Origin of the sequence: Erythrobacter sp. Alg231-14 (assembly GCF_900149685.1) — a bacterium.
GTDB lineage: Bacteria > Pseudomonadota > Alphaproteobacteria > Sphingomonadales > Sphingomonadaceae > Erythrobacter.
In genome coordinates, this window is sequence record NZ_LT702999.1 from 2,519,426 (window position 1) to 2,545,811 (window position 26,386).

The following is a 26,386-nucleotide window of genomic DNA, read 5'->3' on the forward strand; positions in this document are numbered from 1 at the left end:
TTTATGTCAGGCACTTTGCTCTTGGTGGAAGACGACGTCGCCATCGCCACGGTGATTACCGCTGCGTTGGAGGATGAAGGGTTCGCGATCGTCCATTGTTCATCGATCAGCGACCGCGACGCCAAACTGGATGAAGCCAGTGCAAACGGCTCGATGTTTGATGCGATGCTAACCGACGTTATGCTCGAAGATGGCGACGGGTTGGCAACACTGGCCGAAGTGCGCGAAATGGCGCCGACCATGCCTGTGATTGTTTTGTCGGCACAAAACACACTCGACACGGCGGTGCGGGCCAGCGACAGTGACGCGTTCGAATATTTCCCCAAACCGTTCGATTTGGACGAGTTGGTTAGAGCTGTATGTCAGGCCGCCGGCAGCCGCATTTCTGAATTGTCGGAAGAAGATCAACCGCAAAGCGACGGCGACAACATGCCATTGGTCGGGCGCAGCCCGGCGATGCAGGGCGTGTATCGCATGATCACCCGCGTCCTTCGGAATGACCTCACCGTTCTTGTGACGGGTGAAAGCGGAACTGGCAAAGAGTTGGTCGCAGAAGCAATCCACCAATTGGGCAGCCGTCGCACGGGCCCGTTCGTGGCCGTGAACACAGCTGCCATTCCGCAGGATTTGGTTGAGAGCGAATTGTTCGGCCATGAAAAGGGCGCGTTTACCGGCGCGGTCTCACAGGCCATTGGTAAATTTGAACAAGCCAATGGCGGCACGCTTTTCCTCGATGAAATCGGCGATATGCCCGCAGAGGCCCAAACACGGTTGTTAAGAGCCCTGCAATCAGGGCGCATCCGCCGGGTGGGTGGGCGACAAGAGATTGCGGTCAATGTCCGGATTATAGCGGCCACCAATCGAGATCTCGCTCCGATGATCACTGCGGGGAAATTTCGCGAAGATTTGTTCTATCGCTTGAATGTGGTTCCAATTCCTTTGCCGCCTCTCCGCGATCGACGCGAAGATATCGACGTGCTGGCCCAACATTTCTTGGTTCAAGCCGCAGAAGATGGATTGCCGCGTCGTCAATTGACCCGCGCAGCAATTGAAAACTTGGAAGCTCGCAATTGGCGGGGCAATGTCCGTGAATTGCGCAATGTGATTTATCGCCTTGCGCTGATGTCACGCGAAGACATGGTTGATGCCGACAGTCTGGATGATATTTTGGGGGTCGAAACCCCATTTGCCGCAGATGAAGACGACGATGGCGATGCCGGAATTGGCGCCGCGTTGAACATTTGGTTGGCACAGGAAGAGCCCGCATCGGGCACAGTCTATGCCAGCGCGCTTGCGGCGTTTGAGAAACCTTTGATTGAACATGTCTTGGGCGACACCAACGGCAATCAGTTGCGGGCCGCAAAGGTTCTAGGCATCAATCGGAACACGTTGCGCAAACGGATAACTGAGTTGAAAATTGAACCTGATCGCTTCGCAAGACCGGTTTAACGCAGATATGCGGCTCAAATGTCACTTTTGACTTGCATGAATGCAACACTAGCGTTGTAACTGGGCAACGATGAACGGTTCGATTGCAGAAATGGATGATGTGGCGGACGGAGCGGGCGAAACCGCGTCTAGCACGCCTCGCTCCGCACAATCGACATCCTCGCAACAATCGCCGCGATGGTGGCGCCGTTTTGTGGTCGCATCGCGCCGAGCCAACATCTTTCTATGGCTTGAGGCGCTGTCCCTGATCGCGTTGGTGATTGCGGTTGTCGCCAATTACATGGCGTATTCTGACGCGACGAGTGATCCCAACGTCCTGCCGACTATACAAGTGTCGCTGCTTTTGGTTGCCTTGTTGGTCCCAGCGATGGCCATTTTGGTCCTAATTGGGCGGCGGATGGCGATGGCCCGTGCTGCGGGTAGCACTGCACGGCTTCACGTTCGGCTCGTGTTTTTCTTTTCCATGGTGGCGGCGGTTCCGACTCTGTTGGTTGCCGGTTTTGCCGCATTCCTATTTCAGACAGGGGTAGATTTCTGGTTCTCGGGTGAATCCAGCGGCTTGATCGAAAACGCAAACGAACTGGCCCAAAGTTATTACGACGCAAATCAGCGTGAGGTCGAAGAAGAAACGATCATCATGGCAAGCGATATGCGGGTCATACTAGAACGCGCCCCCATCGCCGATCCCGATTTTCCAGAATTTTACGCTGTCCAAACCCAAGGGCGCCAGATCTCCGAAAGCGCGATCTTGCAGCGGTTGGAAGACGGTACGCTGCGCACAGCCGCCATCCTCAATCTGATGGAAGACAATCGCCCATTGGAATTCAGTATGGCGTCATTGCCAGAGCTTGATGCAGGCGCCTTTGTAGTGATCGAAGTCAGCCCGCAACGGATCGCGGCTGTAGCGCCAATTGATCGCGAGGCCGGCGTGTATCTCTACAACGCGCGCACAACCGAAGAGACCATGTTCAACCGGTGGGAAAGTGCGCTGGCGATCACGGATGCGTATGAAACCTTGATCCAAGACGCGCGGACGCTGCAATTCCGTTTCAACATTGCGCTGGTCGCGATGAGCCTTTTGTTGGTGGGCCTAGCCGTTTGGTTCGCTCTGCGATTTGCCGATCGTCAGGTGGAACCGTTGACCGATCTGGTCGGCGCCGCGCGCAAAGTGGGGCAAGGCAATTTTGCGCTGAGATTGGAAGGACGCACCGGGGCCGATGAAATTGGGCTGCTCAATCGCGCGTTCAATCGCATGACATCGCAATTGGAAAAACAGACCGACGACCTCGTCAACGCCAATCGCCAGATCGATGATCGCCGCGCGTTTATGGAAGCGGTCTTGGGTTCGGTCACCGCGGGTATCATCTCAGTCGACGATGACAGCCGCGTTTTGTTGATGAACAGCACCGCGCAATCCTTGCTGGGCGGAGAGGGTGCCCGCGATGAGTTGGGCGACGGATTAACCGGACAATCCCTTGCCGATTTGTCGCCGGAAATTTGCCAAATGGTGCGCGACGGAACGGAACGCGCCATCGTCACCCATGCACAGGGGGGCGAATTGCTAACCTTGGCCGTGAAAGTCGCCCCGGGCAGCAGTGGGCATGTCATCACCTTCGAAGACATCACGCGCCAATTGATCGATCAACGCCAAGCGGCGTGGTCAGACGTTGCGCGGCGCATCGCGCATGAGATCAAAAATCCACTCACACCAATCCAACTGGCCACCGAGCGTTTGAAACGGCGGTATCGCAAACAAGTTGAGGCCGAGGACGGCGAATTGTTTGACGAATTGACCAGCACAATCGTTCGCCAAGTTGGCGATCTGCGCAAGATGGTCGATGAATTTTCGAGCTTTGCACGCCTACCCAAACCTGTCTTTCGTTCAGAGGACGCCGTCGATCTCGTCCGTCAGGCCGTGTTCCTGCAAGAGGTTGCGCATCCCAACATCGGCTTTGGCGTGAGCACGGATGACCTGTCAGAGCGTGAAATCCAATGCGACCGGCATCAATTGGGACAGGCGATGACCAATGTCCTGAAGAACGCTGTTGAAGCGGTGGAAGCGCGCGCTTTGGATGAGGACGAAACCTATGCCGGTGCCATCACCGTCACGATGAAAGACCACGGCACGCGAATTGCGATTGTGGTTTCCGATAACGGCATCGGCCTGCCAACAGATCGCGAACGCATTGTTGAACCTTACGTCACCACCCGCGAAAAAGGCACCGGCCTTGGCCTCGCGATCGTTAACAAGATCGTCGATGAACATGGCGGCGACATGAACTTTGCAAGCGGCGAGGGCGGGGGAACTTTGGTCACCTTAAGATTTGCCCGCAATCCAGAACCACCGGGTGTCGAACCCGCGAATAAAAGGGTGGGGTGATGTCACATTTTCGCCCTTGCCGCACGAACTCCGTTGCACACATCAACACACTACCCCCTCAAGGATAGGCGCATGGCCCTCGACATTTTGATTGTAGACGATGAACGCGACATTCGGGAATTGGTCGCTGGTGTCCTAGGCGATGAAGGCTATGCATGCCGTACCGCCGCCGACAGCACCAGCGCGCTGGCCGCGATCGACGAACGCAGGCCCAGTGTCGTTTTGTTAGATGTCTGGCTCCACGGCAGCGAAATGGACGGGTTAGAAACCCTCGATGCGATCAAGGTTCGCGAACCCGATGTGCCTGTGATCATCTTTTCCGGCCACGGTAACATCGACACGGCCGTGTCTGCGGTCAGTCGCGGGGCGATGGACTTTATTGAAAAGCCGTTTGAGGCAGAGCGGCTATTGCTGTTGGTGGAACGCGCGACCGAAACCGAACGATTGCGCCGCGAAAACACCCAATTGCGCGGATCGACTTGGGGCAGTGCCGACTTCACCGGAAATTCGGCGGCAATCAATACCGTTCGCGCGACGTTAAAACGAGTGGCCAACACCGGCAGCCGCGTTCTGATCTCCGGTCCTGCGGGAGCGGGTAAAGAGGTCGCAGCTAGAATGCTTCACGCGTGGAGCAACCGGTCCGAAAACGCCTTTGTTTTGGTCAATTCCGCCCGGATCACACCCGAACGTTTTGAACAAGAACTGTTCGGCGAAGAGGCCGACGGAAAACAGGTGCGTCCGGGTCTGTTGGAAATGGCCGATGGCGGCACATTGTATCTTGATGAAGTCGCGGACATGCCGCTTTCGACACAGGCGCGTATCCTGCGCGTTTTGACCGAACAGAGCTTCGTGCGGGTTGGCGGTACGCGTCAGATTGGCGTGGATGTGCGTGTTGTTTCATCCACCACCCGCGATCTCTCGGTTGAGATGGAAGAGAAACGGTTCCGCGAAGACCTGTTTTATCGCTTGAATGTCGTGCCCGTCGCGATTCCATCGCTTTCGGATCGGCGCGATGACATTCCGGCATTGGCTGAACATTTCTTTACCCGCTATTCCAACGATCAAGGGATCCCGCCACCCAACATTTCAGAAGAGGCGATGGCCGCGCTTCAAGCGTATGATTGGCCGGGCAATGTTCGCCAATTGCGCAACGTCGTTGAACGCACGATCATTATGACACCGCGCGATCAATTGACTGTGGTTGAAACGAACATGCTTCCAGCGGAGATCACCGGTGGTCGGCTAGCTGCGTCGGGCCAAGGGTTGTCTGCGATGATGGGAGTTCCGCTGCGGGAAGCACGGGAGAGTTTTGAGAGGGAGTACCTCACAATCCAAATCCGTCGTTTCTCCGGCAACATTTCCAAGACCGCGACCTTTATTGGGATGGAAAGATCGGCATTGCACCGCAAATTGAAATTGTTGGGCATGGCCGATCGTAAGGAAGCAGATCGCAAGCCTTAAAGGCAAAGATTGCGTTCTTTTCAAAACTCTACCTTGCAGGCGCGGCGCTGTGCCGCCATGTTACGCCTTGCGGACCGTAAGGACGGCCGCCAATAAAAAGGAGCATTAATATGTCCAGTGGGCGAACTCTCTCTCCGCGCCCTCGCACCACCGCACCGCAAAGTGCGACCGGTGCTGAGTCCAATAAAAATTCAGGCGGCAACGTTTCACGGCAAGGCAATCTGCAAGACGCCTTTCTAAATCTGTTGCGCAAAAACAAAACCCCGGTGACGATGTTCCTTGTAAAAGGCGTTAAACTTCAGGGTATTGTCACATGGTTTGACAATTTTTCGATCTTGTTGCGTCGCGATGGCCAATCGCAATTGGTCTACAAGCACGCGATCTCTACGATCATGCCCGGCGGGCCCGTGGATGCAGAGCAATTCGGCAATTCGAGCAACAATCGGAAACAACGCCAGTTGCAGGATGTATTCCTTAGCAAAGTGAGCGATGCCGGTGTTCAGGTCACTATGTTCCTGGTTAACGGCGTTATGCTTCAGGGGCGCATCGCGGCCTACGATCTATTCTGTATGCTGTTGGAACGCGATGGCGCAGTCCAATTGGCGTATAAACACGCCGTTTCCACCATCCAACCCGCCAACCCGGTCGACCTCTCGGACGAAGGTGAAGATTTGGATGAAGGCGACGATGATGATCTTGGGGCCGACTACTGAGTTTCGATGATGACCTGATGGACGAGGTGACCCGCGGTGCGCGGGCCCTTGTGTTATGTCCAGATATCAGAAGCTTATCCTATGATCTTGATGCGGCCGAAAGGTTGGCTGAGGCCGAAGGTTTGGCTCTTGCGATTGGCGTGGTGATCGAACATTCGACAATCCTTCCCGTGCGCCAAATGCAGCCAAACACTTTGTTCGGATCTGGTCAGGTCGAAAATATTGCCACTTGGTGTGAGCAATATGAATGCGAATTGGTTGTGGTCGATGGGGCGCTGAGCCCGATCCAACAACGCAATTTGGAAGATCGATTGAAACGGAAGGTCATCGACCGCACCGGATTGATCTTGGAAATCTTCGGTGAACGCGCGGCAACCGCCGAAGGGCGGCTTCAGGTCGAATTGGCGCATCTCGATTACCAACAAAGCCGCCTGGTGCGCAGCTGGACGCACCTTGAACGCCAACGGGGCGGTTTTGGATTCTTGGGCGGTCCGGGTGAGACCCAGATCGAGGCCGATCGCCGCATGATCCGGCAAAGAATGGGCCGATTGCGTCGCGAATTGGAGCAAGTGCGTAAAACTCGCACGCTGCATCGTGAACGACGGGGAAGGGCGCCTTGGCCGGTTATCGCCCTTGTCGGATACACCAATGCGGGCAAATCGACCTTGTTCAACCGGTTGACGGGTGCAGAGGTTATGGCGGAGGATTTGCTCTTTGCCACATTGGATCCGACCATGCGCGCAATCAGTTTGGCGGGGGTCGAGAAAGCGATTCTGTCCGACACGGTTGGCTTCATCTCTGACCTGCCCACGCAACTTGTCGCCGCGTTCCGTGCGACGTTGGAAGAAGTGACCGGCGCGGATATCATCTGCCATGTTCGCGACATGGCAAACCCCGCGCATACCGCTCAAAAGAAACAGGTTTTGGACGTTTTGGCCGATCTAGACGTGGTCGATCGGGAGAGCGGGGCGAGCGAAATTCCGATCTTGGAGATCTGGAATAAGGCCGATTTGATCAGTGAAGAGCTAGTGGATGAACTGCGCGACGCGGCAAGCGGCCACGACGCGGTTATAGTTTCCGCGGTGACAGGGGAAGGCGTGGACGATTTCGCGGCGAAGATCGCGGAAATGCTCACGGCAAAAGCAAGCGAAGTCAGCGTCACGCTTCCGGTGACCGATGGCCGCCGTATTGCGTGGCTCCACGCGCATGGAGACGTGTTGCAAGATGAGGATGCGGGTGAGGGCGATGAGGGCCCACTGCGCCGGCTAACGGTGCGGCTCAACCCCAAGGAATTGGGGCAATATTCAACTCTTTAGAGCTTAAAATTGGGATTACTTCTCAAGTGCTTTGACGCGCTGCCAATATTCTTCCTGCGCATCCAGATTGAGAGCGCCAAATACATGTCCATCGGCCTCAGCCAACGCCTCCATTTGGCGGAAACGCGTTTCGAACTTGGCGTTGGACGCTTTTAGAGCCTGTTCAGCGTCGATCCCATACCGGCGAACGATGTTCACCGCCACGAATAGGACATCGCCGGCTTCGACCAGACGTTCTGCATCGGTTGCTTCGTCCAACTCGATCAATTCTTCCTCGAGCTTTTCCTTCGGACCTTTGATGTCGTGCCATTCAAACCCGACGCGAGCAGCGCGTTTTTGAAGTTTCTCTGAGCGCATCAAAGCAGGCAAAGCCTGCGCGACGCCGTCCATGGCGCTGGTCGAACCAGTTTGTTCGCGTTCTTTGGCCTTCAAATCTTCCCAGCGCGCGCCATCCATCACGCCGTCTTCATTGCCGAAGATGTGGGGATGACGCGTTTCCATCTTTTCGCTGATGGTTGTCGCGACATCGTCAAAGCTGAAATAACCGGCTTCTTCCGCCATTTGTGCGTGAAAGACCGTTTGGAACAAGAGGTCGCCGAGTTCCGATTTAAGCTCATCCATATCCATACGATCGATTGCGTCGGATACTTCGTATGCTTCTTCGATCGTGTACGGCGCAATGGTTTTGAAATTCTGTGCGCGATCCCATTCACAACCATTGATTGGATCGCGCAGTGTTTTCATGATTGAAAGCAAGCGGTTGATTGGTGATGGGGCGGTTTTGGACATGCGGTGATCTCCGATCCAGTCTCACGCAAGCAAGGATGATAATATATATTATGTTAAATAAATGAGGCAGCGTCCAATGGCTATTCCACTAAGTCAGTTCGGCAGCCTCAGTTCAAACAGATCCGCAACGAGGAAAAGAACGCCGAAAATCCCGACCCAGATCGCAGCAAGCTTTGCGGTCACACGCCAGCTTGGTCGTAACCCTGCATAAGAGCTGCAGAACAGGAACAACGATCCTAGCAACAAAACAATCGAGAGAATTAAACCTTCGCTCATGCGGTCATCTCCAATCCGTCATAACCAACCGTAACAAAATCCGGCACTTCGTTCACGAGCGTCTGATAATCCATGCTCTTGTCCAGATGGCTCAAAACGACGCGTTTGGCACCAACGCGCTCACCCAATTCTATTGCCATGGCCAAATGCGCGTGCGTTGGATGCGGATCGCGGCGCAGACAATCGCTCACCAAAATATCGACATCTTCAAAGGTCTCGATCATTTCATCCGAAATCGCACTAAAATCAGTTGCATATGCGATTGACTTGCCATCGGCTTCAAATCGAAATCCCGTGGTTTCACCGGGGCCATGCGCCATTTGACACCATTCCACGCCAAAACCAGCGATCATGCGCAATCGGTCCAACGTGTCGATCGAACAAATGGTGGGATACCCTTCTTGCCCGGCGAAAACATAACCAAAACGCTGGCGCAAACGGCGCACTGTTTCGGTGTGAGCGTAAGAGGGAATAGGGCCTCCTCGCCCGTATCGCATCACCCGCAGATCATCGATTCCGTGGCAGTGATCGGCGTGATCATGTGTCCAAAAAACACCGTCCAACGATTTGATTTTGTTTGCTAATAACTGTGCACGACAATCCGATGACGTGTCGATTAACAACCGTTTGCCTTCGTTGCTCTCAACGATGATCGAAACGCGGCTTCTGCGGTTGCGCGGTTCATTGGGATCGCAATCGCCCCAATCACCGGTCCCATCCTCACCACCGACGCGGGGTACTCCGGTCGAAGTGCCTGATCCAAGCATGATGAATTTCACAGCATCGCCTTCGGAAACAGCTTGGTGAAATTGCGAGTTGTTTGTTCGGCCAGCAAATCTGGCTCTACGCCGCGCAATTCGGCCATAAATCTCGCTGTGTCGGCGACAAATGCCGGCTCACATGGGCGTCCGCGATGCGGCACTGGTGCAAGAAATGGGCTGTCTGTTTCCACCAACAAACGATCCGAGGGAACGTCCTTTGCTGCGGCCTGTAGGTCTTTTGCGTTTTTAAACGTCACGATGCCCGAAATCGAAATGGTTAGGCCAAGGTCAAGGACTTTGCGCCCAAAATCTGCCGACGCGGTGAAGCAATGGATCAACGCAGGGAACGCGCCCTTCTCCATTTCCTCACTCAAAATTTGATACGTATCATCCTCTGCATCGCGGGTGTGGATGATCACCGGCAATCCCGTTTCACGCGCGACGGCGATGTGCATGCGGAACAACTTGGCCTGTGTTTCGCGATCAGAATGCTCGTAGAAATAGTCGAGGCCCGTTTCACCAATGGCAATTACACGAGGATTTTCCGTTGCCGCGTACAACACGCCCTGCCCCAGATCGTCATGACCGTCAGCCTCATGAGGGTGAATGCCAACGCTGGCGAACACGTCGATCTCGCGAGTGGCTGTGGCCACGACCTGTTCCCATTCCGATTGTTTGGTCGATATATTGAGAAAGGCCCCTACCCCCGCGGCCCGCGCACGCGACAACACACCAAGTTGATCCTCGACAAGACCCTTATATTCCAAATGGCAATGGCTATCGATCAGCATTAGACGGCACCTTCCTCTGGCATTTCAAGGCGTGGGAAGATGGGTGTGGGTTTGTCGACGGTAAAGCCGCTTTCAACATGACGCGCGAACCAATCACTATCGTCCAAAGCCGCAAATGTGCGTTCGTCAGACGGAATGCCAAGCGCATCCAGCAACGAGGCCGCTTTCTCGGGCACGACCGGTTGAATGGCGATGGCTAGGTCGCGCAACACGATAAAGATCGTTTGTAGGACCACCTTCATCCGTTCGGGATCGGTCTTTTTAAGAGTCCATGGCGCCTGTTCATCGACATATTGATTGCAGGCGTAAACAGCACGGATCCAAGCTTCGATACCGACAGAGAAGGCAAGGTTTTCAAACTCTTTCGGCAATTCGACTTTACAAGCATCGTTGACCGTTTTTCGCAGTGCGAGATCAACGTCAATCCCGTCGAACGCCTCAAGCGTGCCATCCATGTTTTTGGCGATCATCGACAAAGTGCGCTGTGCCAGATTGCCGAAACTGTTTGCCAATTCGGCGTTGGTCCGGGTGACAATCGCTTCGGCGGAATAGGAACCGTCCTGACCAAAGGCGACTTCGCGCATCAAGAAATAACGCAAATTGTCGACCCCGAAGTGTTCGGCCAATGCCAAAGGATCGGTGACGTTGCCTTCTGATTTGGATTCTTTCTGCCCGCGATTGAGCAGGAAGCCATGGCCAAAAACCGCCTTTGGGACGGGCAATTTCGCGCTCATCAAAAACGCAGGCCAATAGACCGTGTGGAAACGCACGATGTCCTTGCCGATCAAATGCAAAGACGCTGGCCAAAAATTGGCCATGTCCTCTGTTTCATCAGGGAAACCAAGACCGGTGAGATAATTGGTCAGGGCATCGACCCAAACATACATCACATGATTATCAGAGCCCGGTACTTTCACACCCCAATCGAAACTGGTTCGGCTAACCGATAGGTCGCGCAGGCCCCCTTCGACAAAGGCGATCATTTCATTGCGCCGACTGGTTGGTTCCAGGAACCCGGGTGTTTTGAGCAGGTCGAGCAACGGTTCTTGATATTTTGACAGGCGGAAGAACCAACTTTCTTCAACGGTCCATTCGACCGGCGTGTCTTGCGGTGAAAGTTTGGCGCCATCCGGCCCCTCTTTCAGTTCGCTTTCGTCGTAATACGCCTCATCGCGGATCGAATACCATCCTTCGTACCGGTCCAGATACAGATCTCCTGCGTCCTCCATCCGCTTCCAAATGGCTTGGCTGGCGTGGTGATGTTCGGGTTCAACCGTGCGGATGAATCGATCAAAGCCAATGTTGAGAGCTTCGTCCATTTCACGGAAATAGCCCGACATTTCATCGGCCAAATCGCGCGGCGTGCGCCCTTGCTCTTCGGCCTTGCGGGCCATTTTTAGCCCGTGTTCGTCGGTTCCCGTTTGAAAACGAACGGTGCGCCCGCGCAGTTTTTGAAACCGGGCGATCACATCGGCAGAAATACCTTCATAAGCATGCCCGATATGCGGGCGGCCATTGGGGTAATTGATCGCGGTTGTGATGTAGAAAGGAGAATTATCAATATCAGCCATGGGCGTGGTCGCTAGCTGGGGCGGCGCGCATGAGCAAGGTGCCGATTTCAAGGGTGAGCAATCCGGTGTCGAAATTGTAGTTCGGTGCCTGTGCTGCAAGGGTGACCAAAGCGGCGTGCGTTTCGATCAAAGCGCCCCGCTGCGCGGCATTGCCCGTCGTCCGCGCAAGGTCAGCGACGATGGATTGGGATAGCTCCATTACCGCTTGCAAACGGGCCCTATCGGCGCGGGGCCCGATCAACCGTGACAATTCTGCGCGCCCGGCCATCGTCGGATCGCCAACGGTTAGAAGGCCGGTGACGACATCGCCGATTGGAGCCAATTCTTGTTCAGCAAATCGCAGAGCCGCACCGTAGGATCCCTCAGCAGCGCGTATCGCGGCCAAAGTGCCCGCGCCCGTCTCGGCAATCCCAGAGCTTTCCAACATGGTTTCGAGTTGCCCGCTCGTCAGGATCGGAAATCTTAGGATCCGGCAGCGCGACCGGATCGTGGGAAGCAGGCGGGCCGGACGATGCGTGACCAAAAGGAAAAATGTCCCTTGCGGTGGCTCTTCCAAACTTTTGAGCAGAGCGTTTGAGGCGCTGACTTCCATATCGTCCGCCGGGTCAACGATCACCACGCGCCGTGAACCGAGGGTTGGTCGCGTGTTAAGCCGTTTTTGCATCGCGCGCACTTGATCGACTCGGATGCTGCGGGCGAGTTCAAATTTCTTGCCATCGGCTTGGGCGCGCGCTTCTTTATCGTTCTTTGCGCCGTAGGTCAGAACGATGATGTCAGGGTGATCGCCTTTGGGTTGAGGGATGCCCTCCTCCGCCACCAATTCACGCGCGGCATCCAACGCAAAATCATGTTTGCCCAGGCCGCTTTTCCCAGCAAGGATCCAACCATGATGCATCCGGGTGCTGTTCATCGCGGTGCGCCATTCGCGCCATGCGCCCACATGATTGGGCCAATTGATATCGGCTTCGATGGTCATGCTGGGTCAACCATGGGGCCAATTAGCTTCATAACGCGAGCATGCACGTCATCGGGCGTGCCGGTGCCGTCGACAATGTGAAACCCATCGGGATCAGCCTCGGCCAAGCTGCGAAAGCCGGCGGCGACGGCGCGATGATAATCGATGCTGCGCCCTCCGATGGCGTCGCTGTCTTCGCCATCGCGCGCGGCCAATCGTTGGGCCAATCGATCTTCATCCACCTCGAGCAAGAGGGTGCAATCCGGTCGTAGGCCATGGCTGCCAAAGGCGTGCAATCCGGTGATGGCATCGTCGCCCAATCCGCCCGCGACACCTTGATAGGCGCGGCTCGAATCCACAAACCGATCGCATACCACCCACACACCGTTGTCGATGGCAGGGCGGATACGGCGCGCAACATGATCGGCGCGCGCGGCGGCAAACAACAATGCCTCGCTTTGCGCGTTCCAACCCTCACCGGGCGGATGCAGCAGCAATTCTCGGATCGCCTCGGCGCCTTTCGTCCCACCGGGTTCTCGTGTGACTTCGACCTGTTTGCCCAAGGTTCTAAGCGCGCCAGCGAGCAGTTGGCTTTGCGTGGACTTGCCCGTCCCCTCGCCCCCTTCAAACGCGATGAAGCGCCCTTTTGCCGTGTGGTCGTTCATGAAAACCATCCCGCAATTCCGTTTATGATGCGCGAAAATATGCCGGCCTCTTCAACGGTTTCGGATGCCAACAGAGGCACGTTGGCCGGTTCCATTCCGTCAACCTCGATAACCAAAGTGGCAATTTGATCGCCAACATCAAAGGGCGCGCGCACAGGCCCATCATAGGCGATCGAAACGCGCGGTGCCGTTGCGCTTTGGGCAGGCACATTCACGAACACCGTACGATCTGTTTTCAACGCGATGGTCCGTTGAGTGCCATTCTGCACACGAATGGACCCAACCGTCTCGCCACTCCCGTAAAGGGGTTTTCGATCAAACGCGTCAAAGCCCCATTCTATCAATGTGCGGGCGGTCCGTGTGCGGATGATGTTGCGATCGGCGCCTGCGACGACAACGACCAATCGTTGACCGCCGCGTTGTGCCGTGCCCAAATATCCAAACCCGGATTCGTTCGTGTAACCCGTTTTGATACCGTCGGCGCCATCGACCCGCCCTATCATTGGATCGCGGTTGCTTTGTTCGATCCCATTATAGCGAAAACCGGGGAGCCCCATATAACGCCGATATTTCTCGGGATGTCGGCCGATCAACGCCCCAGCCAACGTCACAAGATCATTTGCCGTGGTGAATGTCGCCCCTTCATCAGGCCAGCCATTGGGTGTTCCAAAATGGCTGTTGGTCATCATCAGATCGCGGGCGCGATCGTTCATGCCGCTAACCCAGTTTTGGACCGATCCAGACTGCCCCTCGGCCAACATGATGGCGCCGTCATTTGCCGAAATATTCGCAATCCCGGTTAAGAGGTCATCGACGCTAACCCGATCACCGGCATTGATCCACATAGTGGATCCTTCGCCATTCCAGTCGCGCCACGCATCATCGGACATGACCATCATTTGGGCCGGGTCCATCGCGCCTTCTTCGATCAACTCAAAGGCGTGAAACATCGTCATCACTTTGGTGATGGATGCCGGGACGAACCGCCTATTGGTGTTACGAGCGTGAAGCACCTGACCACTGGTGAGGTCGACCAGTAAGACAATCGGGACTTCATCAGCCAACGGAGGTTCTGGTCCATTTTGTGCGGCCAATGCCACAGAACCAAATGCGCACCAGACGACAAAGGCCCAACGCGCCATCAAGCGCGCCGTCGAACGCATAATATCTTTGGGTGCAGTCGTCTTCACACTGATCTGCATAGGCTCAGCGCGCGCAACATGCGAGAGGACAGATGTCGTTAGTTCACGATTTCATCGGCGAGCAGGCCGACGCTCATCGCGTAATAATTCGAACAATTGTATTCTAGGATCACGCGGTAATTGCCCGTCAACAAATAGGCCGGTTCGCCCGGACCATCGGGTTGGAACAGGGATGTCAGCGCATCATCGGGCAATGCCCGTTGGGGTTGGACGCCCAATGCGCGCCATTCGGCAACGGTTTTCCATTGGCTGTGGCGTTCATGCACGCGCGAACAGACGGGCGAGACCAACTCTGTGCGGTACGCGTCCACGTCAAACCCGCGCGGCACGGCGGCCCTTACGCCCCATGGTTGACCGGTGCGCCATCCCGCGTCGCGGAAATAATTGGCGATGGACGCGAATGTATCGGCCCGATTGCTAAAGATGTTTGCCCTTCCATCGCCGTCACCATCGGTGGCGAGGCGCAAGTAGACCGAGGGGAGGAATTGTGGATTGCCAAACGCCCCGGCAAAGCTCCCCACCAATTCTTGCCGAGAAAAACCGCGATCGGCGACCTTCATCAACGCGACCCATTCCCCCGCAAAGAGATCCCGACGTCGTCCTTCCCACGCCAGTGTGGCGAGGCTGCGCGAGAGGTCAAAATTGCCCCGGATGCGACCATAGCTGGTTTCGTGGCCAAAGATCGCAACGATGATTTCGGCCGGGACGCCGTAATCGCGTTCTGCACGGCGCAATTCCGCGCTGTTGGCGCGATAGACGCTGCGCCCACCAGAGATACGTGCGGAGTTGACATGAGTCCGGATGTACGGCGCCATCGCGGGATAGCCGCGCCGGGTTGGCCGCCCGGGTTGTCCCTGATCCAGTCGAATGACGCGGGCGTTGGGTGTGAGGCCGGCAGTCATCCGGTTCAACGTGGCTTCGCTCACACCTTCTGCACGGGCGCGGGCCTTGAGCAATTCCATATAGGCGTCAAAATCGATGCCATCGCGCGCGGCAACCTGAGCCTGTGTTGGCACAGGAGCGAATGTGACGCCCAATCCGAGCGTTGCGAGTGCGAGAAGTGCGACGGAACAAAAGCGATTAAGGGGCATGGTTCAATGCTCTCACAGGTGATCTGAATTGAAGGTGACCAACCCGGGAAAGGCGGTCACGACATTTACGCCTCAATCGCATGTTTGCGCATAAACTCATAGTCGTCGCGGCACGCATCAACCGTTTTCTGAAAGGCTTCGTCTAATTTCGGCAACGCGCCCGGCGCTTTACCAAATCCCGTCGATCCGCTCACGGCGTCATACCAGTGCGATCCCCAAATGCCATCTTGGGCGTGTTGCCCTTTTTCCCATGAGAGCATGGCGGGATCCCAATCAATGCCAAGCGCGCTGCACAGTTTCGTCAAAATCTTTTTCGGGTCGCTGAGGATAATTGCGCTGTCGACGACCGGCGGAACTTGGCCCAGTCGGTCAGCCTCCATCTCGAAATAATGTCGTTGCCGTGTGATGCCTAGGTGATCCGGACGAATGGCGGTGCGTTTGTTGGCATAGCTTGCCGCGACGCGGATTGGATCGCGGATCAGGAAAGCGTGGCGAGTGTTGGGAAAATCCAGAATCGCGACCGGGCCTTCCATATGATGCGGCATGTGTTTTTGATACCAAATGGGACGCCCACCCGGTGTCGGCCCATTTTGCGCGACCTTAACGCTGTTCCAATCGCAATCCATATCGGCGATGATGGCATCGGCCATAGGCTGCGGGTCATGGGTGGTTTTGAGATAAGCGCCATAAAATGGCTCATCGCTCACGAATGTGTCACGCCGACTGGAAAAACTGCGCATCATCGCAGTCGATAGATTGCGCGGGCCGGACCACATGGCGATGCGAATGGTCATGCGCAGTTCCGATCCATCAAATCGCGATACAGCCCTTGCAGGCGCGCTACCATTGGCCCGCGCCCTTCGGTTAGATCGCGACCGTCAATGTTGGTGACGGGGACCACGCCGGCGAACGTTCCGGTGACGAAGGCTTCGTCCGCTCCATAAACATCGGTGAGCGAGAAGTTCTTTTCAAAAACAGGAATGCCGGCCTCTTTGCAGACTTTGATCACGCTGGATCGCGTGATTCCGCCTAGACAATAATCGCCGCTTGAGGTCCACACTTCCCCTTTGCGCACAATGAAGAAATGGGTTGAGTTGCACGTCGCGACGAAACCGTGCGGGTCCAACATCAACGCCTCGTCAGCACCCGCTTGGGTCGCCTGAATACATGCGGTGATGCAATTGAGTTTAGAATGGGAGTTGAGCTTTTGATCCTGAACTGCCGGATCGCCGCGCCGAACATGAACGGTGAACAATCGAATGCCCGTTTCGATCGTTGACGGCAAAGGAGCCTTGTATTCCGGGATGATCACGATGGTCGCATCGCTGATGACGACGCGAGGGTCCTGATAAGGTGTGGATCGAATGCCACGCGTAACCATCAACCGCATGTGCACGCCGGTTTCATCGCGCATGGAATTGCCGTCAATCGTATCGTCGAGGCGTGCAGTAAGTTGTTCACGCGTTAGGCCGATATCCATCGCAATGGCTTTGGCTCCTTCATAGAGCCGGTCAAGATGCGCATCGAGAAAGGCGACTTTCCCGCGGTGCAATCGCAATCCTTCCCACACGCCATCGCCCAACATGAAACCGCTGTCGAAAACCGAAACGCTCGCTTGAGCGCGCGGCACCAGATCGCCGTTCACATTGATTAAAACCACATCGTTTCGTGGATCAGCGGCGTAATCGTGAGTGCCTTTTGCCATTTCGTTTTCATTCAATCCTTATCTTTTAGTGACAAGTGCGTTTTGCAACGCTAACGGCTTTTGCCAAGCGGACAGGTGGCAGAGCGGTTGAATGCACTGGTCTTGAAAACCAGCGTGGGTGCAAGCCCACCGTGGGTTCGAATCCCACCCTGTCCGCCACGATCCCAATTCCCCGAATCGACCCAGCATGATTACGCTTCTTTGGGTGCATCGCGGTCCCTTTGAATGGCGGGACAACGCGAAGGTGTGTCCGGGCCCTACCCATCAGAGGCATTACCCTCTTCGGGTGGTTCCATATGGTCCAGATGATCGAGGTCGACCTCTTCGCCGTGCGGATCGCCCCACATGACCAAAGAGGGCGCAAAGGCTTTCCCCTTGGGGAACATCGATCCCTTTAGATGGGCAATCAATTCCTCTTTGGTTAGGAAGGGGTTTGCCGGGTCATTGGGTTTATCCGCCATCAAAAGTGGATCGCACGGCCATAAGCATCCAACACGCTTTCATGCATCATTTCTGACAATGTCGGGTGCGGGAATACGGTCTGCATCAACTCTGCTTCGGTCGTCTCCAACACTTTGCCGACGGTGTAGCCTTGGATCAGCTCGGTCACTTCGGCACCGATCATGTGCGCCCCCAAAAGCTCCCCAGTTTTTGCGTCAAACACCGTTTTGATGAACCCTTCTGCCTCACCCAAAGCGATCGCTTTGCCGTTGCCGATAAAGGGGAAGTTGCCGACTTTTACATCGTATCCGGCCTCTTTCGCGGCCGCTTCGGTTTTGCCGACGCTGGCGATTTGGGGGTGACAATAGGTGCAACCGGGAATGGCATCGCGGTTGAGCGGATGCGGATGAGCGTCTGCATTGCCCATTTCTTTCGCAATCGCCTCTGCACAGGTGACGCCTTCGTGGCTTGCCTTATGCGCCAACCATGGGCCGGGGGTGCAATCGCCGATGGCCCACAATCCTTTGCTTTTGGTCCGGCAGAACGGATCGATCTGAATGAAACCGCGATCCATATCCGCCAACGGTTCAAGGCCGACATTCTCGGTGTTGGGGACAATGCCGATCGCGCTGATAACGTGGCTAAACTCGGTCGTGGCAACCGATCCTTTGTTGTCTTTGATCGTTGCCGTAACACCGTTGGCGTGTGGTTTTAGCCCTTCGACCCCGGCACCGGTCATGATTGTCATGCCTTGTTTCGTCAGGCTTTTTTGAAGGAAGGTGGACACGTCTACATCTTCGACAGGGACCACCCGATCGAGCATTTCGACAACGGTCACATCAACGCCCATATCGTTGTAGAAGCTGGCGAATTCGATCCCGATCGCTCCCGAGCCGATCACCAACAATTTGGTCGGCATTTCGGGCGGCACCATAGCATGACGATATGTCCAAATGCGTTTGCCATCGGCAGGAGCAAACGGCAAATCGCGGGCCCGCGCACCGGTGGCCACAATAACATGCTTGGCGATTAGATTCTCTGAACCCTTCGCGCCTGCCACCGTCATAGATGTTGGGCCGGTCAATGTGCCCTCGCCCATATGGACCGTGATTTTGTTCTTCTTCATCAGGTGCCCGATGCCCTGATTAAGCTGTTTCGCCACACCGCGGCTGCGTTTTACGATCGCGTCCAAATCGGCCTCGATCGTTCCGGCGACTTTCAATCCGTAACTGGCGGCCTGATCCATGTAATGTTTGATTTCGGCCGAACGCAGCAGTGCCTTTGTTGGGATACAGCCCCAATTGAGGCAGATGCCGCCAAGATTCTCTCGCTCTACAATCGCGGTTTTCAAACCAAGTTGTGCGCAGCGGATCGCCGCGACATAGCCGCCGGGACCAGAGCCGAGCACGATGACGTCATATGATGGATTAGCCATGGGTGTTTCCTGTAACAATGCTGTGACGTGGACCGCATGTTGGGCGATCCTGGGGAGGGAAATTGCAACGACCGCCAATGGGCAGGATGCCGTTTATGCGGGTGTATAATGTTTGAATGTGACGCGTCCACGCCGTGCCGGATATTTGCCCTGAACGTGTGGTGATAGGTTGGCGTTTGATACGGTGCTCAATCACTTTCCTGCTCCACCGGGCGAGGCCGATCATTGTCGTTCAACAACACAAATTTGAACGTTCCGCGAGAGACATTTGTGGTTTGCTCGCCGTTTCGTTCGCGGCCCACGCCCTCGGCCAAAATTGTCAGAGATGTGGTCCCGGTCGCGGTGACTTGAGCATAGACCGAGAGCTCATCACCGACCGCCATCGCGCCGGGAAAGGTGAAATCGGTGGCATGCACCACGACCGCTTTGCCACCGCCCACCCGGCTAGCCAATGACCCTGCGCCCAATGCCATTTGCGCCATCAACCAACCACCAAACACCCCGCCATAGGGGTTAAGGTCGGTGGGCATCGCGGTGGCGCGGATGGTGAGTTCGCTCTTAGACATTCGGTGTTTCCCGCTGAGGTTTGATTATCCATAGATAGCCGAGCGCGGCAAAAACGTTGGCCGCGATAAGGCTGGGCCCGCCGAAAAACACCAAGCCAAATGAATCAGCAAAGGCGTAACTTGTCAGCATCAACATGATCCCCGCGAAATTCGCCATTAGAAAGACCGTCTTGGGTGAGCGACGCAAGTAGTTGCCTGCCATGAAAAAGCACAAAAGCGCGACCGGCAGACCGACAGCAAAAGACCCAAGTAAAGCAATCAGAAACAGGTTGAAATTCACGCCGCCATTTGACCAATAAAACAGAATGCCCATGGGCAGCCACGCCGCCACGGCCGCCAATAGGGCGACGATATTGGCTTTGCCGATCACTGCTAAAACATCAGTCAAATCGCCTATCCCGCGACCAATTCAACGAAACGCTCGCTGATCCATCCCGATCGACAGGCGCCATCATAATCGCGCTCGTTGCTAACCGGGGATCCAACGCCGCAATCCGTTCCCGCTGTTCCTGACCCTTCGTAGACAATGCCGATCCATCCGTTGGCGCTGTCGCACATGGAAACGCCTGTGCCGGTGGTCAGCCGATCGAGTTCCTCGGCATCGATGCTGGGCGCGGAACGCACGGAAAGGAAATTGTCGCCGTCGGGATTTAGGCCGGTGATCGTGCCATAGGATCCGCACGCATCGAAATCAGGTCCGTCATGTCCTATCCGAACTGGACGCGCCTCCACCCCAAATTTGGGTTTGGACGTAGGTGTCGCGCTAACAATATCTTCGTCAGATGCGCTCGCATCAACCGCCTCTTCGACAGCGTCTTCCACGCGGTCCCTTTGGTATTCTTGGCATGATGACAATGTCACCATAGACACCGCAAGGGCGACGATTGCTGGAGCAAACCGGACGTTCATACGGGGAGCCTTCTCTTCAAAAATCAGACGACAAGCCCCATTGGGTTTTCAATCAAGCTGCGGAATTGGTCGAGCAATTTGGCGCCGTCCACACCATCAATAGCGCGGTGATCAAAACTGCCCGTCACGCTCATCACGGTCGCGACATCCAACGCGCCGTCTACGACATAGGGGCGTTGTTCCCCTGCGCCCACGGCTAGGATCATGCCTTGTGGCGGGTTGATCACGGCGTCGAATTGTTTGGTGCCAAACATACCGAGGTTGGAGAGGGATACAGTGCCGCCTTGATATTCATGCGGCTGCAGCTTCCCATCGCGTGCCTTCCCGGCGAGCTCTTTCATTTCCTTTGAAATTTCGGCCAAGCCTTTGCGGCCTGCATCGCGGATGATCGGAGTAATCAAACCAGATGGGGCCGCAACGGCGACCGACACGTCTTCGCGTGTGTATTGATGCATCACGTCGCCTTGGAACGAAACGTTGCACTGCGGTTCACGCTGCAACGCGCGGGCAAGCGCTTTGATGATCAAATCGTTGACCGACAGTTTGACCCCATCGGGTTCCAACGATGCGTTCAATTGTTTGCGCAGGGCAAGCAGCGGATCGAGACGAACATCCACGGTAAGGTAGATGTGCGGCACGGTTTGTTTTGCTTCGGTCAAACGGCGGGCGATGACTTTGCGGACATTGTTCAATTTTTGCGTTTCGAACGGAGCATCGAATTCGTTCGCAGGTTGGGCCGCCGGTGCGGATGCGCTTTGCGCAGGGGCCGCCGCCGGAGATGATGCAGCGGATGCCGCTGCTGCCGTTGGGACAAAATTCTCTACATCCGATTTGACGATCCGGCCGTTAGGACCGGAACCTGTCACCGCCGAAAGATCGATGCCTTTTGCCGCTGCGATCCGTTTCGCCAACGGGGATGCAACGACACGGCCGCCAGACGACCCGGAAACCGGTGCAGCAGCAGGCGCGGTAGCGGGAGCCTCAGCCGGAGCGGATGGCGTTGCAGTGGCAGCGCCGCTGTCGATTGCGGCCTCGACATCGCCTTTGGTGATTTTGCCTTTGGGGCCGGTGCCTTCAATCTGGTTCAAATCAACACCGTGTGCTTCGGCCAAACGTTTCGCAGTCGGAGACGCGGCGGGTCCGTTAGCCGCCGCCGGCACAGGTGCAGAGACAGGCGCAGATGTTGCCTCGGGTGTCGGTGCAGGAGCTGCATCGGCAGAAGGAGCGCTCACATCGCCAATATCTTCGCCTTCTTCGGCCAACATTGCGATGACCGCGCCGACGGCAACGTTTTCACTGCCTTCGCCAACCACAATGGCAGCAATAACGCCCTCGTCGACCGCTTCGAATTCCATGGTCGCCTTGTCCGTTTCGATCTCGGCCATGATGTCGCCCGATTGAACAGAATCGCCAACATTCACCAACCATTTGGCGAGGGTGCCCTCTTCCATGGTGGGCGACAAAGCGGGCATCTTGATTTCGATGGCCATGATACTTGCAAAACTCCCTTACGGCATTCTCGAATAAATGGCGTTCGGTGGCTTTAACCCGTGACGCGATAGGAGCAAGTCTTCTGACGTGATCTTTGACCGCTCCACTTGCAATTTTGCCAGTTTGTCGGGATATCCTGCCGAAACAAAGGGGCGGTCATGCGCACATTCTTAGTCATCATTGATGAAAGCGACGAAGCAAGAGCGGCTTTGCGATTTGCCGCAAGGCGCGCTGTTCAGGTCGATGGCGCGGTTCATTTGCTGGCTTTGGTCGCGCAACAGAATTTCAGCGCGTTTGGCGGTGTCCAAGCCACCATCGAACAGGAAGCGCGCGATCGCGCCGAAGTCTTGGCCCACGGCGTCGCGGGTAATCTGCTCGCTGAAAGCGGTATAATGCCGACGATATCGGTGAAAATTGGCAACGGCCAAAAGATCGTTAGCGAATTTTTGGACAGCCACGACGAAGTGGCTGCATTGGTATTGGGCGCAGCAAAGGGCGGAAATCCCGGGCCGTTGGTGACCCACTTTGCCGTTCATTCCGGCGCTCTACCCTGCCCCCTCTACGTCATCCCACATGGATATGATGAAGAACGCAGCGATCACAAAGCTTAACCAACCTCGATAATCGGCCTATTTTTTGCGCCGGCCTTGATGTCTAATATTTCCGGGACGTCCGCGTTTTCCGGCCGTGTATTTCCCCGCTTTCTTGGGCGGACCACTGCGGCGGCCGCGATGATCGCCGCGCCTGTCGCCATCGCCTCTTTGTCCCCGTGTTTCGATCGCATTGCCATCCGCATCAACCGGCACAAATTTCAACGCCCCTGTTAGTGCGTTGGATTCGGCCAATTTCAATTTGAGGCGGTCACCGGCGGAATAAGTGGTGCCGCTATTTTCCCCGATCAGCGATTGGGCGGCCTCATCATGGCGGAAATATTCATCGCCCAGCGTCGAAATGGGCACCAATCCATCACCGCCAAGCCCTTCGATCGTGGCGAAGAAGCCAAATCCTTGGACGCCGGTGATCCGGGTGTCGAACACCTGACCTACACGACCAGAAAGCCACGCCGCCACATAGCGATCGATCGTATCGCGCTCCGCCTCCATCGCTCGCCGTTCGGTTTGACTGATGGCGTCGCAGATTTCTTGAAGACTGCTGCGATCTTTGTCGGATAGCCCTGTTCTTTCCGGCAAATCGACGGTCGGTTTGGGTTGTTCCAGTCCATATGCGTCAACCAAGGCACGATGGACCAACAAATCGGCATAGCGACGGATCGGCGAAGTGAAATGGGCGTACGATCCCAGTGCGAGCCCAAAGTGTCCACCATTGGCGGGACCGTAAAACGCCTGCATCTGCGTGCGAAGGACGGCTTCCATAACCTGAGCTTTCTCAGATTCTTCGGTCACATCTTTAAGCAATCGGTTGAACAGGCTTGGGGTGATAACCTGACCCATCGACAATTTCTTGCCCAGCGTGCCCATATATTCGCGAAGCGCGATCAATTTCTCCCGGCTCGGCGTGTCATGCACCCGATAGACGACCGGGGAGGTTTTGGACTCCAACGCTTTGGCGGCGGCCACATTGGCGGCAATCATGAAATCTTCGACCACGCGATGCGCGTCCAACCGTTCGCGCACAGCGATTTCGGCGATCTGCCCCTCCTCGTTCAACATCACCCGCCGCTCTGGCAGGTCGAGGTTAAGCGGATCGCGCTTTGCCCGCGCATCCGCAAGCAACGCCCACGCGGCCCATAGGTTGGCCAAATAATCAGGAGGCGAACCGGTGTCGACCGCTGCCTGTGCATCCTCATAGGGGATGTTGTGATGGATGCGCACAATTGCGCGAGTGAAACGATGCTTGGTTATTTGACCATCGGCGTTGATATGAAGGTGACACGCCATAGCCGCGCGATCTTCGTTCTCACGCAAGGAACATACATCCGCCGATAGAACCTCGGGCAGCATGGGAACGACGCGATCGGGGAAATAGACCGAATTGCCGCGTTTCCGGGCCTCTCGATCCAATGCCGAACCAGGGCGCACATAGAACGAGACATCGGCAATCGCGACCAAAGCCTTGAAACCGCCCTTGCCATCGGATTCGGCCCAAATGGCATCGTCATGATCGCGCGCATCGGCGGGGTCGATCGCGACGATCGGTAGATCACGCAAATCTTCGCGCTTCTCCTCCGACAATGTCAGTGCGACCGCGTAGGTCGCCTCGGCATTCACCTCCTGTGGGAAGGTGTGCGGAATGCCGTGTTTGGCGATTGCGATCAGGCTAAAACTCTTTGGTGCCAGCGGGTCACCGATTACGTCGATGACTTTGAGGCCGGACCGTTCGGATCGCCCCGTGCGCTCTGCAAAGACCAATTGGCCTTCTTCTGCTTCCCCGACATCGCTGATCGGTGAAGATCGACGGATGCGTTTGTCGACCGGGGCAAGCCACGCTTTGCCGCTGCCGTCGATTTCAACCACGCCCATCAAACCTTCTGTGCGAGCGGGCAGTTTCTTGATCGGATACGCGATCCAGCCGCTGTCCCGTTCTTCCGTGCGGGAAAGGACGCGATCGCCGCGTTTGAGAGCGGGGCCGCGTCGGGCGCCGTTTGATTTACCCTTTGCGCCCTTCATTTCCCGCACAATTAAGCGCGGTGGTTCGCCCTCCGCATCCGGTGCCCAGTTGTCGGGGATGGCGACGGGTTCCCCGTCTTCAATTTCGACAACGCGCAATACGGTGACTTTCGGCACCCCGCCCATCCGATGATAGGCCGTCTTCTTACCATCGATCAGTCCCTCTTCCGCCATGTCTTTGAGCAGGCGTTTAAGAGCGATTTTCTCCTGCCCCTTCAGGCCAAAAGCCTTGGCGATTTCACGTTTGCCTGCGGGGCCGTCGCTTTCTTGGATAAAACGGAGAACCTGTTTTGCCGAGGGCATACCTTGAGGGTATTTGGGGGAGTATTTGACCATCTCCGCGCCCTACCCGTTCGCTCGGACAGTGGGAAGCGATTACTCCGCAGCGGGCTCGGGCTGCTCAATGGGCTCAAACGCGCCGCCGGGGACTGCCGTTGAGACGGGTGAGCAATATTCCCCGTTGCAAGCCTCTACGCCAAAAATCCAATCATCCGCGCGGCGGCGAATAGCGATGGTAACCGTGCCGCCTTCTTTTGCCGTGTCATCCAGGGGGGTCAGTTTTACGCCGCTGCGCCAATGAGCCTCATCCGTCCTGCGAACATAATAGCGGAAATGCGTAGCTCCCTTTGGATAGCTCCACTGTAGCTCTGTGTCGGTCCGAACAGCCCCATCGGCGGTCACGCTCGGCGGCATGGGTGCCATTGCAAGATGGTTGAGTGCGCGCACATTCAGAACGCTCGACCGCGTCAAATACTCAAAATCCAGCTCATCCACCGTGTCGCCGTAAGTCACGCCGTCTTCAACGCGCAGGTCCTGATGCTGGTGATCGTAGTCCTCGACCGCCACGGTAACGCGAACAGCGGGGTATCCACGATCAAGGAAGGGGATTTGGTCCCCGCCTCTGCCCATGCGGTCGGTCCGCCAAATCTGGCGCACTTGCATGCCATCGGGATGCTCCGCTGCGAGATTGGCTAGCCAGCGAGAGAGGTTGCGCCCCGGAGAGTCGTTCTCTCCCCCAAAACGGCGTTGCAGAGCGCGCAAGCGGGGTGTGGAATCGGCGCGCAACCCTTCGGAAAAAACGCGAACAACATCCGGCTCGCAATATCCATCTGACCCGCATGAATTGCCGATCATATCGTTGTTGAGAACGGCCTTCACCGTCATCCCTTGTTCCCCTACCCAATCGGCAAGGATGCCTGCTCCATACAGGCCCTGTTCCTCACCCGTCAGCAGGGCGTAAATGATGGTTGATGGATATTCGCGCTGCGACAGAATTCGCGCAGCCTCCAACACCATGACGCTGCCCGAACCGTCATCATTTGCACCCGGCGCATCATCCGTCTCGTTCAATGGATCGGTGACGCGGCTGTCATAATGGGCCTGAACGATGATGACTTCATTGGGGCGTTCGGTTCCGCGTTGAATTGCCACAGCGTTGCGGACCAAAGTTGGTTCTGGGATGCGCCGGCCATCCGCTTCGATAACCCGTCCCACCGGTTGCACGTCCAGGCATCCACCGCATTCCGCGCTCATCCGGCCAAATTCATCTAACGCCCAATCGACCGCCGCGCCGATCCCACGATTGGGATCTGTCTGCGTCGAAAGCGTGTGCCGCGTGCCAAATCCCACGATTGTGTCCATATCGCCGCGCATTCGCGCTTCGGACACTTCCAAACCCGGATCACCGGGATTCGCTTCGGATGAACGCGAATCCGCCAAGGCAGTGGGTGAAAACGGTGCCATGATTATCATGGCGGGGACGGCAAGTATGGAGGCGCTTTTTATCATGCGC

At 56.2% G+C, this 26,386-nt stretch carries 25 protein-coding genes and 1 tRNA gene; 7 read left to right on the forward strand and 19 right to left on the reverse strand.

All coding sequences use genetic code 11. The annotated features are described in order from the left end of the window. The first annotated feature begins 3 nt into the window (after positions 1-3). From BQ8290_RS12040 to hflX, 5 genes are all read left to right on the forward strand, one after another. The gene (locus BQ8290_RS12040; protein ID WP_108790643.1) at positions 4-1,449 is read left to right on the forward strand and encodes a sigma 54-interacting transcriptional regulator; all 1,446 of its coding nucleotides are present in this window, start codon (positions 4-6) and stop codon (positions 1,447-1,449) included. 70 nt (positions 1,450-1,519) lie between these two features. After that, positions 1,520-3,829: an ATP-binding protein gene (locus BQ8290_RS12045; protein ID WP_108790645.1), complete on the forward strand. Its 2,310-nt coding sequence runs from the start codon at positions 1,520-1,522 to the stop codon at positions 3,827-3,829. 72 nt (positions 3,830-3,901) lie between these two features. Further along, complete coding sequence (gene ntrX / locus BQ8290_RS12050) at positions 3,902-5,290, forward strand: nitrogen assimilation response regulator NtrX (protein ID WP_108790647.1); 1,389 nt, start codon at positions 3,902-3,904, stop codon at positions 5,288-5,290. A 110-nt stretch (positions 5,291-5,400) separates the two neighbouring features. After that, a complete protein-coding gene (gene hfq / locus BQ8290_RS12055) occupies positions 5,401-6,003 on the forward strand; it encodes an RNA chaperone Hfq (protein WP_108790649.1) in 603 nt (200 codons plus the stop codon). A gap of 17 nt (positions 6,004-6,020) precedes the next feature. Further along, positions 6,021-7,319 carry a GTPase HflX gene (hflX, locus tag BQ8290_RS12060; protein WP_108790651.1) on the forward strand — a complete coding sequence of 433 codons (1,299 nt, stop codon included), beginning with the start codon at positions 6,021-6,023 and terminating at the stop codon, positions 7,317-7,319. Between the two features lie 15 nt (positions 7,320-7,334). Here the strand turns inward: hflX and mazG are convergent, their stop codons facing one another. The 11 genes from mazG to BQ8290_RS12115 form a co-directional block, all read right to left on the reverse strand. Continuing rightward, positions 7,335-8,108: a nucleoside triphosphate pyrophosphohydrolase gene (gene mazG, locus BQ8290_RS12065; RefSeq protein ID WP_108790653.1), complete on the reverse strand. Its 774-nt coding sequence runs from the start codon at positions 8,106-8,108 to the stop codon at positions 7,335-7,337. Positions 8,109-8,201: 93 nt separating this feature from the next. Beyond that, complete coding sequence (locus BQ8290_RS12070; RefSeq protein ID WP_108790655.1) at positions 8,202-8,384, reverse strand: hypothetical protein; 183 nt, start codon at positions 8,382-8,384, stop codon at positions 8,202-8,204. Continuing rightward, positions 8,381-9,163, reverse strand: a complete 783-nt coding sequence (locus tag BQ8290_RS12075) for an MBL fold metallo-hydrolase (protein ID WP_108790657.1) — start codon at positions 9,161-9,163, stop codon at positions 8,381-8,383. The genes BQ8290_RS12070 and BQ8290_RS12075 overlap by 4 nt, the downstream gene beginning before the upstream one ends. Then, the gene (locus BQ8290_RS12080) at positions 9,160-9,936 is read right to left on the reverse strand and encodes a TatD family hydrolase (RefSeq protein ID WP_108790659.1); all 777 of its coding nucleotides are present in this window, start codon (positions 9,934-9,936) and stop codon (positions 9,160-9,162) included. The genes BQ8290_RS12075 and BQ8290_RS12080 overlap by 4 nt, the downstream gene beginning before the upstream one ends. Then, entirely contained in the window at positions 9,936-11,507 is a 1,572-nt protein-coding gene (gene metG / locus BQ8290_RS12085; RefSeq protein WP_108790661.1) for a methionine--tRNA ligase, read from the reverse strand. The genes BQ8290_RS12080 and metG overlap by 1 nt, the downstream gene beginning before the upstream one ends. Then, positions 11,500-12,483 (reverse strand): DNA polymerase III subunit delta', encoded by a 984-nt coding sequence (locus tag BQ8290_RS12090; protein ID WP_108790663.1) that lies wholly within the window; start codon positions 12,481-12,483, stop codon positions 11,500-11,502. Before BQ8290_RS12090 ends, metG begins: the two co-directional genes overlap by 8 nt. Next, positions 12,480-13,127 carry a dTMP kinase gene (tmk, locus tag BQ8290_RS12095; RefSeq protein WP_108790665.1) on the reverse strand — a complete coding sequence of 216 codons (648 nt, stop codon included), beginning with the start codon at positions 13,125-13,127 and terminating at the stop codon, positions 12,480-12,482. The genes BQ8290_RS12090 and tmk overlap by 4 nt, the downstream gene beginning before the upstream one ends. After that, positions 13,124-14,317, reverse strand: coding sequence for a D-alanyl-D-alanine carboxypeptidase family protein (locus BQ8290_RS12100; RefSeq protein ID WP_337661370.1), 1,194 nt, complete (start codon positions 14,315-14,317; stop codon positions 13,124-13,126). The genes tmk and BQ8290_RS12100 overlap by 4 nt, the downstream gene beginning before the upstream one ends. A 50-nt stretch (positions 14,318-14,367) precedes the next feature. Then, on the reverse strand, positions 14,368-15,420 hold the full coding sequence (locus BQ8290_RS12105; protein WP_108790668.1) for a lytic murein transglycosylase: 1,053 nt from the start codon (positions 15,418-15,420) through the stop codon (positions 14,368-14,370). A gap of 65 nt (positions 15,421-15,485) precedes the next feature. Beyond that, positions 15,486-16,214 carry a sulfotransferase family protein gene (locus BQ8290_RS12110; protein WP_108790670.1) on the reverse strand — a complete coding sequence of 243 codons (729 nt, stop codon included), beginning with the start codon at positions 16,212-16,214 and terminating at the stop codon, positions 15,486-15,488. Beyond that, positions 16,211-17,125: an aminotransferase class IV gene (locus BQ8290_RS12115; protein WP_108790672.1), complete on the reverse strand. Its 915-nt coding sequence runs from the start codon at positions 17,123-17,125 to the stop codon at positions 16,211-16,213. The genes BQ8290_RS12110 and BQ8290_RS12115 overlap by 4 nt, the downstream gene beginning before the upstream one ends. Positions 17,126-17,194: 69 nt before the next feature. Here BQ8290_RS12115 and BQ8290_RS12120 point away from each other — a divergent pair. Beyond that, positions 17,195-17,284, forward strand: a tRNA-Ser gene (locus BQ8290_RS12120). 98 nt (positions 17,285-17,382) lie between these two features. On the opposite strand, the gene BQ8290_RS12125 is transcribed toward BQ8290_RS12120, so the two are convergent. The 6 genes from BQ8290_RS12125 to BQ8290_RS12150 all read right to left on the reverse strand — a co-directional run bounded on the left by BQ8290_RS12125 (position 17,383) and on the right by BQ8290_RS12150 (position 21,966). Beyond that, positions 17,383-17,586, reverse strand: a complete 204-nt coding sequence (locus BQ8290_RS12125) for a hypothetical protein (RefSeq protein WP_108790674.1) — start codon at positions 17,584-17,586, stop codon at positions 17,383-17,385. Further along, positions 17,586-19,001: a dihydrolipoyl dehydrogenase gene (gene lpdA / locus BQ8290_RS12130; protein WP_108790676.1), complete on the reverse strand. Its 1,416-nt coding sequence runs from the start codon at positions 18,999-19,001 to the stop codon at positions 17,586-17,588. The genes BQ8290_RS12125 and lpdA overlap by 1 nt, the downstream gene beginning before the upstream one ends. 188 nt (positions 19,002-19,189) lie before the next feature. Then, positions 19,190-19,567 carry a hotdog domain-containing protein gene (locus BQ8290_RS12135; protein WP_108790678.1) on the reverse strand — a complete coding sequence of 126 codons (378 nt, stop codon included), beginning with the start codon at positions 19,565-19,567 and terminating at the stop codon, positions 19,190-19,192. Continuing rightward, positions 19,560-19,955 (reverse strand): hypothetical protein, encoded by a 396-nt coding sequence (locus BQ8290_RS12140; protein ID WP_337661371.1) that lies wholly within the window; start codon positions 19,953-19,955, stop codon positions 19,560-19,562. Before BQ8290_RS12140 ends, BQ8290_RS12135 begins: the two co-directional genes overlap by 8 nt. Before the next feature lie 5 nt (positions 19,956-19,960). Next, positions 19,961-20,476 (reverse strand): hypothetical protein, encoded by a 516-nt coding sequence (locus BQ8290_RS12145; protein ID WP_108790682.1) that lies wholly within the window; start codon positions 20,474-20,476, stop codon positions 19,961-19,963. Between the two features lie 23 nt (positions 20,477-20,499). Next, entirely contained in the window at positions 20,500-21,966 is a 1,467-nt protein-coding gene (locus BQ8290_RS12150; RefSeq protein WP_108790684.1) for a 2-oxo acid dehydrogenase subunit E2, read from the reverse strand. A 159-nt stretch (positions 21,967-22,125) separates the two neighbouring features. Here BQ8290_RS12150 and BQ8290_RS12155 point away from each other — a divergent pair, with 159 nt between their 5' ends. Beyond that, positions 22,126-22,578 (forward strand): universal stress protein, encoded by a 453-nt coding sequence (locus BQ8290_RS12155; RefSeq protein ID WP_108790686.1) that lies wholly within the window; start codon positions 22,126-22,128, stop codon positions 22,576-22,578. Positions 22,579-22,596: 18 nt separating this feature from the next. On the opposite strand, the gene rnr is transcribed toward BQ8290_RS12155, so the two are convergent. Both rnr and BQ8290_RS12165 read right to left on the reverse strand, forming a co-directional pair. Next, on the reverse strand, positions 22,597-24,930 hold the full coding sequence (rnr, locus tag BQ8290_RS12160) for a ribonuclease R (RefSeq protein ID WP_108790688.1): 2,334 nt from the start codon (positions 24,928-24,930) through the stop codon (positions 22,597-22,599). A 39-nt stretch (positions 24,931-24,969) separates the two neighbouring features. Beyond that, positions 24,970-26,382 carry a M28 family peptidase gene (locus tag BQ8290_RS12165; RefSeq protein ID WP_108790690.1) on the reverse strand — a complete coding sequence of 471 codons (1,413 nt, stop codon included), beginning with the start codon at positions 26,380-26,382 and terminating at the stop codon, positions 24,970-24,972. Positions 26,383-26,386: the final 4 nt, after the last annotated feature.

Bases quoted from the DNA above. Each gene is read 5' to 3' on its own strand.
- hfq (WP_108790649.1), top strand. From the start codon at position 5,401: ATGTCCAGTGGGCGAACTCTCTCTCCGCGCCCTCGCACCACCGCACCG.
- BQ8290_RS12080 (WP_108790659.1), bottom strand. From the start codon at position 9,936: ATGCTGATCGATAGCCATTGCCATTTGGAATATAAGGGTCTTGTCGAG.
- hflX (WP_108790651.1), top strand. From the start codon at position 6,021: ATGGACGAGGTGACCCGCGGTGCGCGGGCCCTTGTGTTATGTCCAGAT.
- lpdA (WP_108790676.1), bottom strand. From the start codon at position 19,001: ATGGCTAATCCATCATATGACGTCATCGTGCTCGGCTCTGGTCCCGGC.
- mazG (WP_108790653.1), bottom strand. From the start codon at position 8,108: ATGTCCAAAACCGCCCCATCACCAATCAACCGCTTGCTTTCAATCATG.
- tmk (WP_108790665.1), bottom strand. From the start codon at position 13,127: ATGAACGACCACACGGCAAAAGGGCGCTTCATCGCGTTTGAAGGGGGC.
- ntrX (WP_108790647.1), top strand. From the start codon at position 3,902: ATGGCCCTCGACATTTTGATTGTAGACGATGAACGCGACATTCGGGAA.
- BQ8290_RS12155 (WP_108790686.1), top strand. From the start codon at position 22,126: ATGCGCACATTCTTAGTCATCATTGATGAAAGCGACGAAGCAAGAGCG.
- BQ8290_RS12090 (WP_108790663.1), bottom strand. From the start codon at position 12,483: ATGACCATCGAAGCCGATATCAATTGGCCCAATCATGTGGGCGCATGG.
- BQ8290_RS12165 (WP_108790690.1), bottom strand. From the start codon at position 26,382: ATGATAAAAAGCGCCTCCATACTTGCCGTCCCCGCCATGATAATCATG.
- BQ8290_RS12125 (WP_108790674.1), bottom strand. From the start codon at position 17,586: ATGGCGGATAAACCCAATGACCCGGCAAACCCCTTCCTAACCAAAGAG.
- BQ8290_RS12070 (WP_108790655.1), bottom strand. From the start codon at position 8,384: ATGAGCGAAGGTTTAATTCTCTCGATTGTTTTGTTGCTAGGATCGTTG.
- BQ8290_RS12145 (WP_108790682.1), bottom strand. From the start codon at position 20,476: ATGAACGTCCGGTTTGCTCCAGCAATCGTCGCCCTTGCGGTGTCTATG.
- metG (WP_108790661.1), bottom strand. From the start codon at position 11,507: ATGGCTGATATTGATAATTCTCCTTTCTACATCACAACCGCGATCAAT.
- BQ8290_RS12105 (WP_108790668.1), bottom strand. From the start codon at position 15,420: ATGCCCCTTAATCGCTTTTGTTCCGTCGCACTTCTCGCACTCGCAACG.
- BQ8290_RS12110 (WP_108790670.1), bottom strand. From the start codon at position 16,214: ATGACCATTCGCATCGCCATGTGGTCCGGCCCGCGCAATCTATCGACT.
- BQ8290_RS12150 (WP_108790684.1), bottom strand. From the start codon at position 21,966: ATGGCCATCGAAATCAAGATGCCCGCTTTGTCGCCCACCATGGAAGAG.
- rnr (WP_108790688.1), bottom strand. From the start codon at position 24,930: ATGGTCAAATACTCCCCCAAATACCCTCAAGGTATGCCCTCGGCAAAA.
- BQ8290_RS12040 (WP_108790643.1), top strand. From the start codon at position 4: ATGTCAGGCACTTTGCTCTTGGTGGAAGACGACGTCGCCATCGCCACG.
- BQ8290_RS12115 (WP_108790672.1), bottom strand. From the start codon at position 17,125: ATGGCAAAAGGCACTCACGATTACGCCGCTGATCCACGAAACGATGTG.
- BQ8290_RS12135 (WP_108790678.1), bottom strand. From the start codon at position 19,567: ATGTCTAAGAGCGAACTCACCATCCGCGCCACCGCGATGCCCACCGAC.
- BQ8290_RS12045 (WP_108790645.1), top strand. From the start codon at position 1,520: ATGAACGGTTCGATTGCAGAAATGGATGATGTGGCGGACGGAGCGGGC.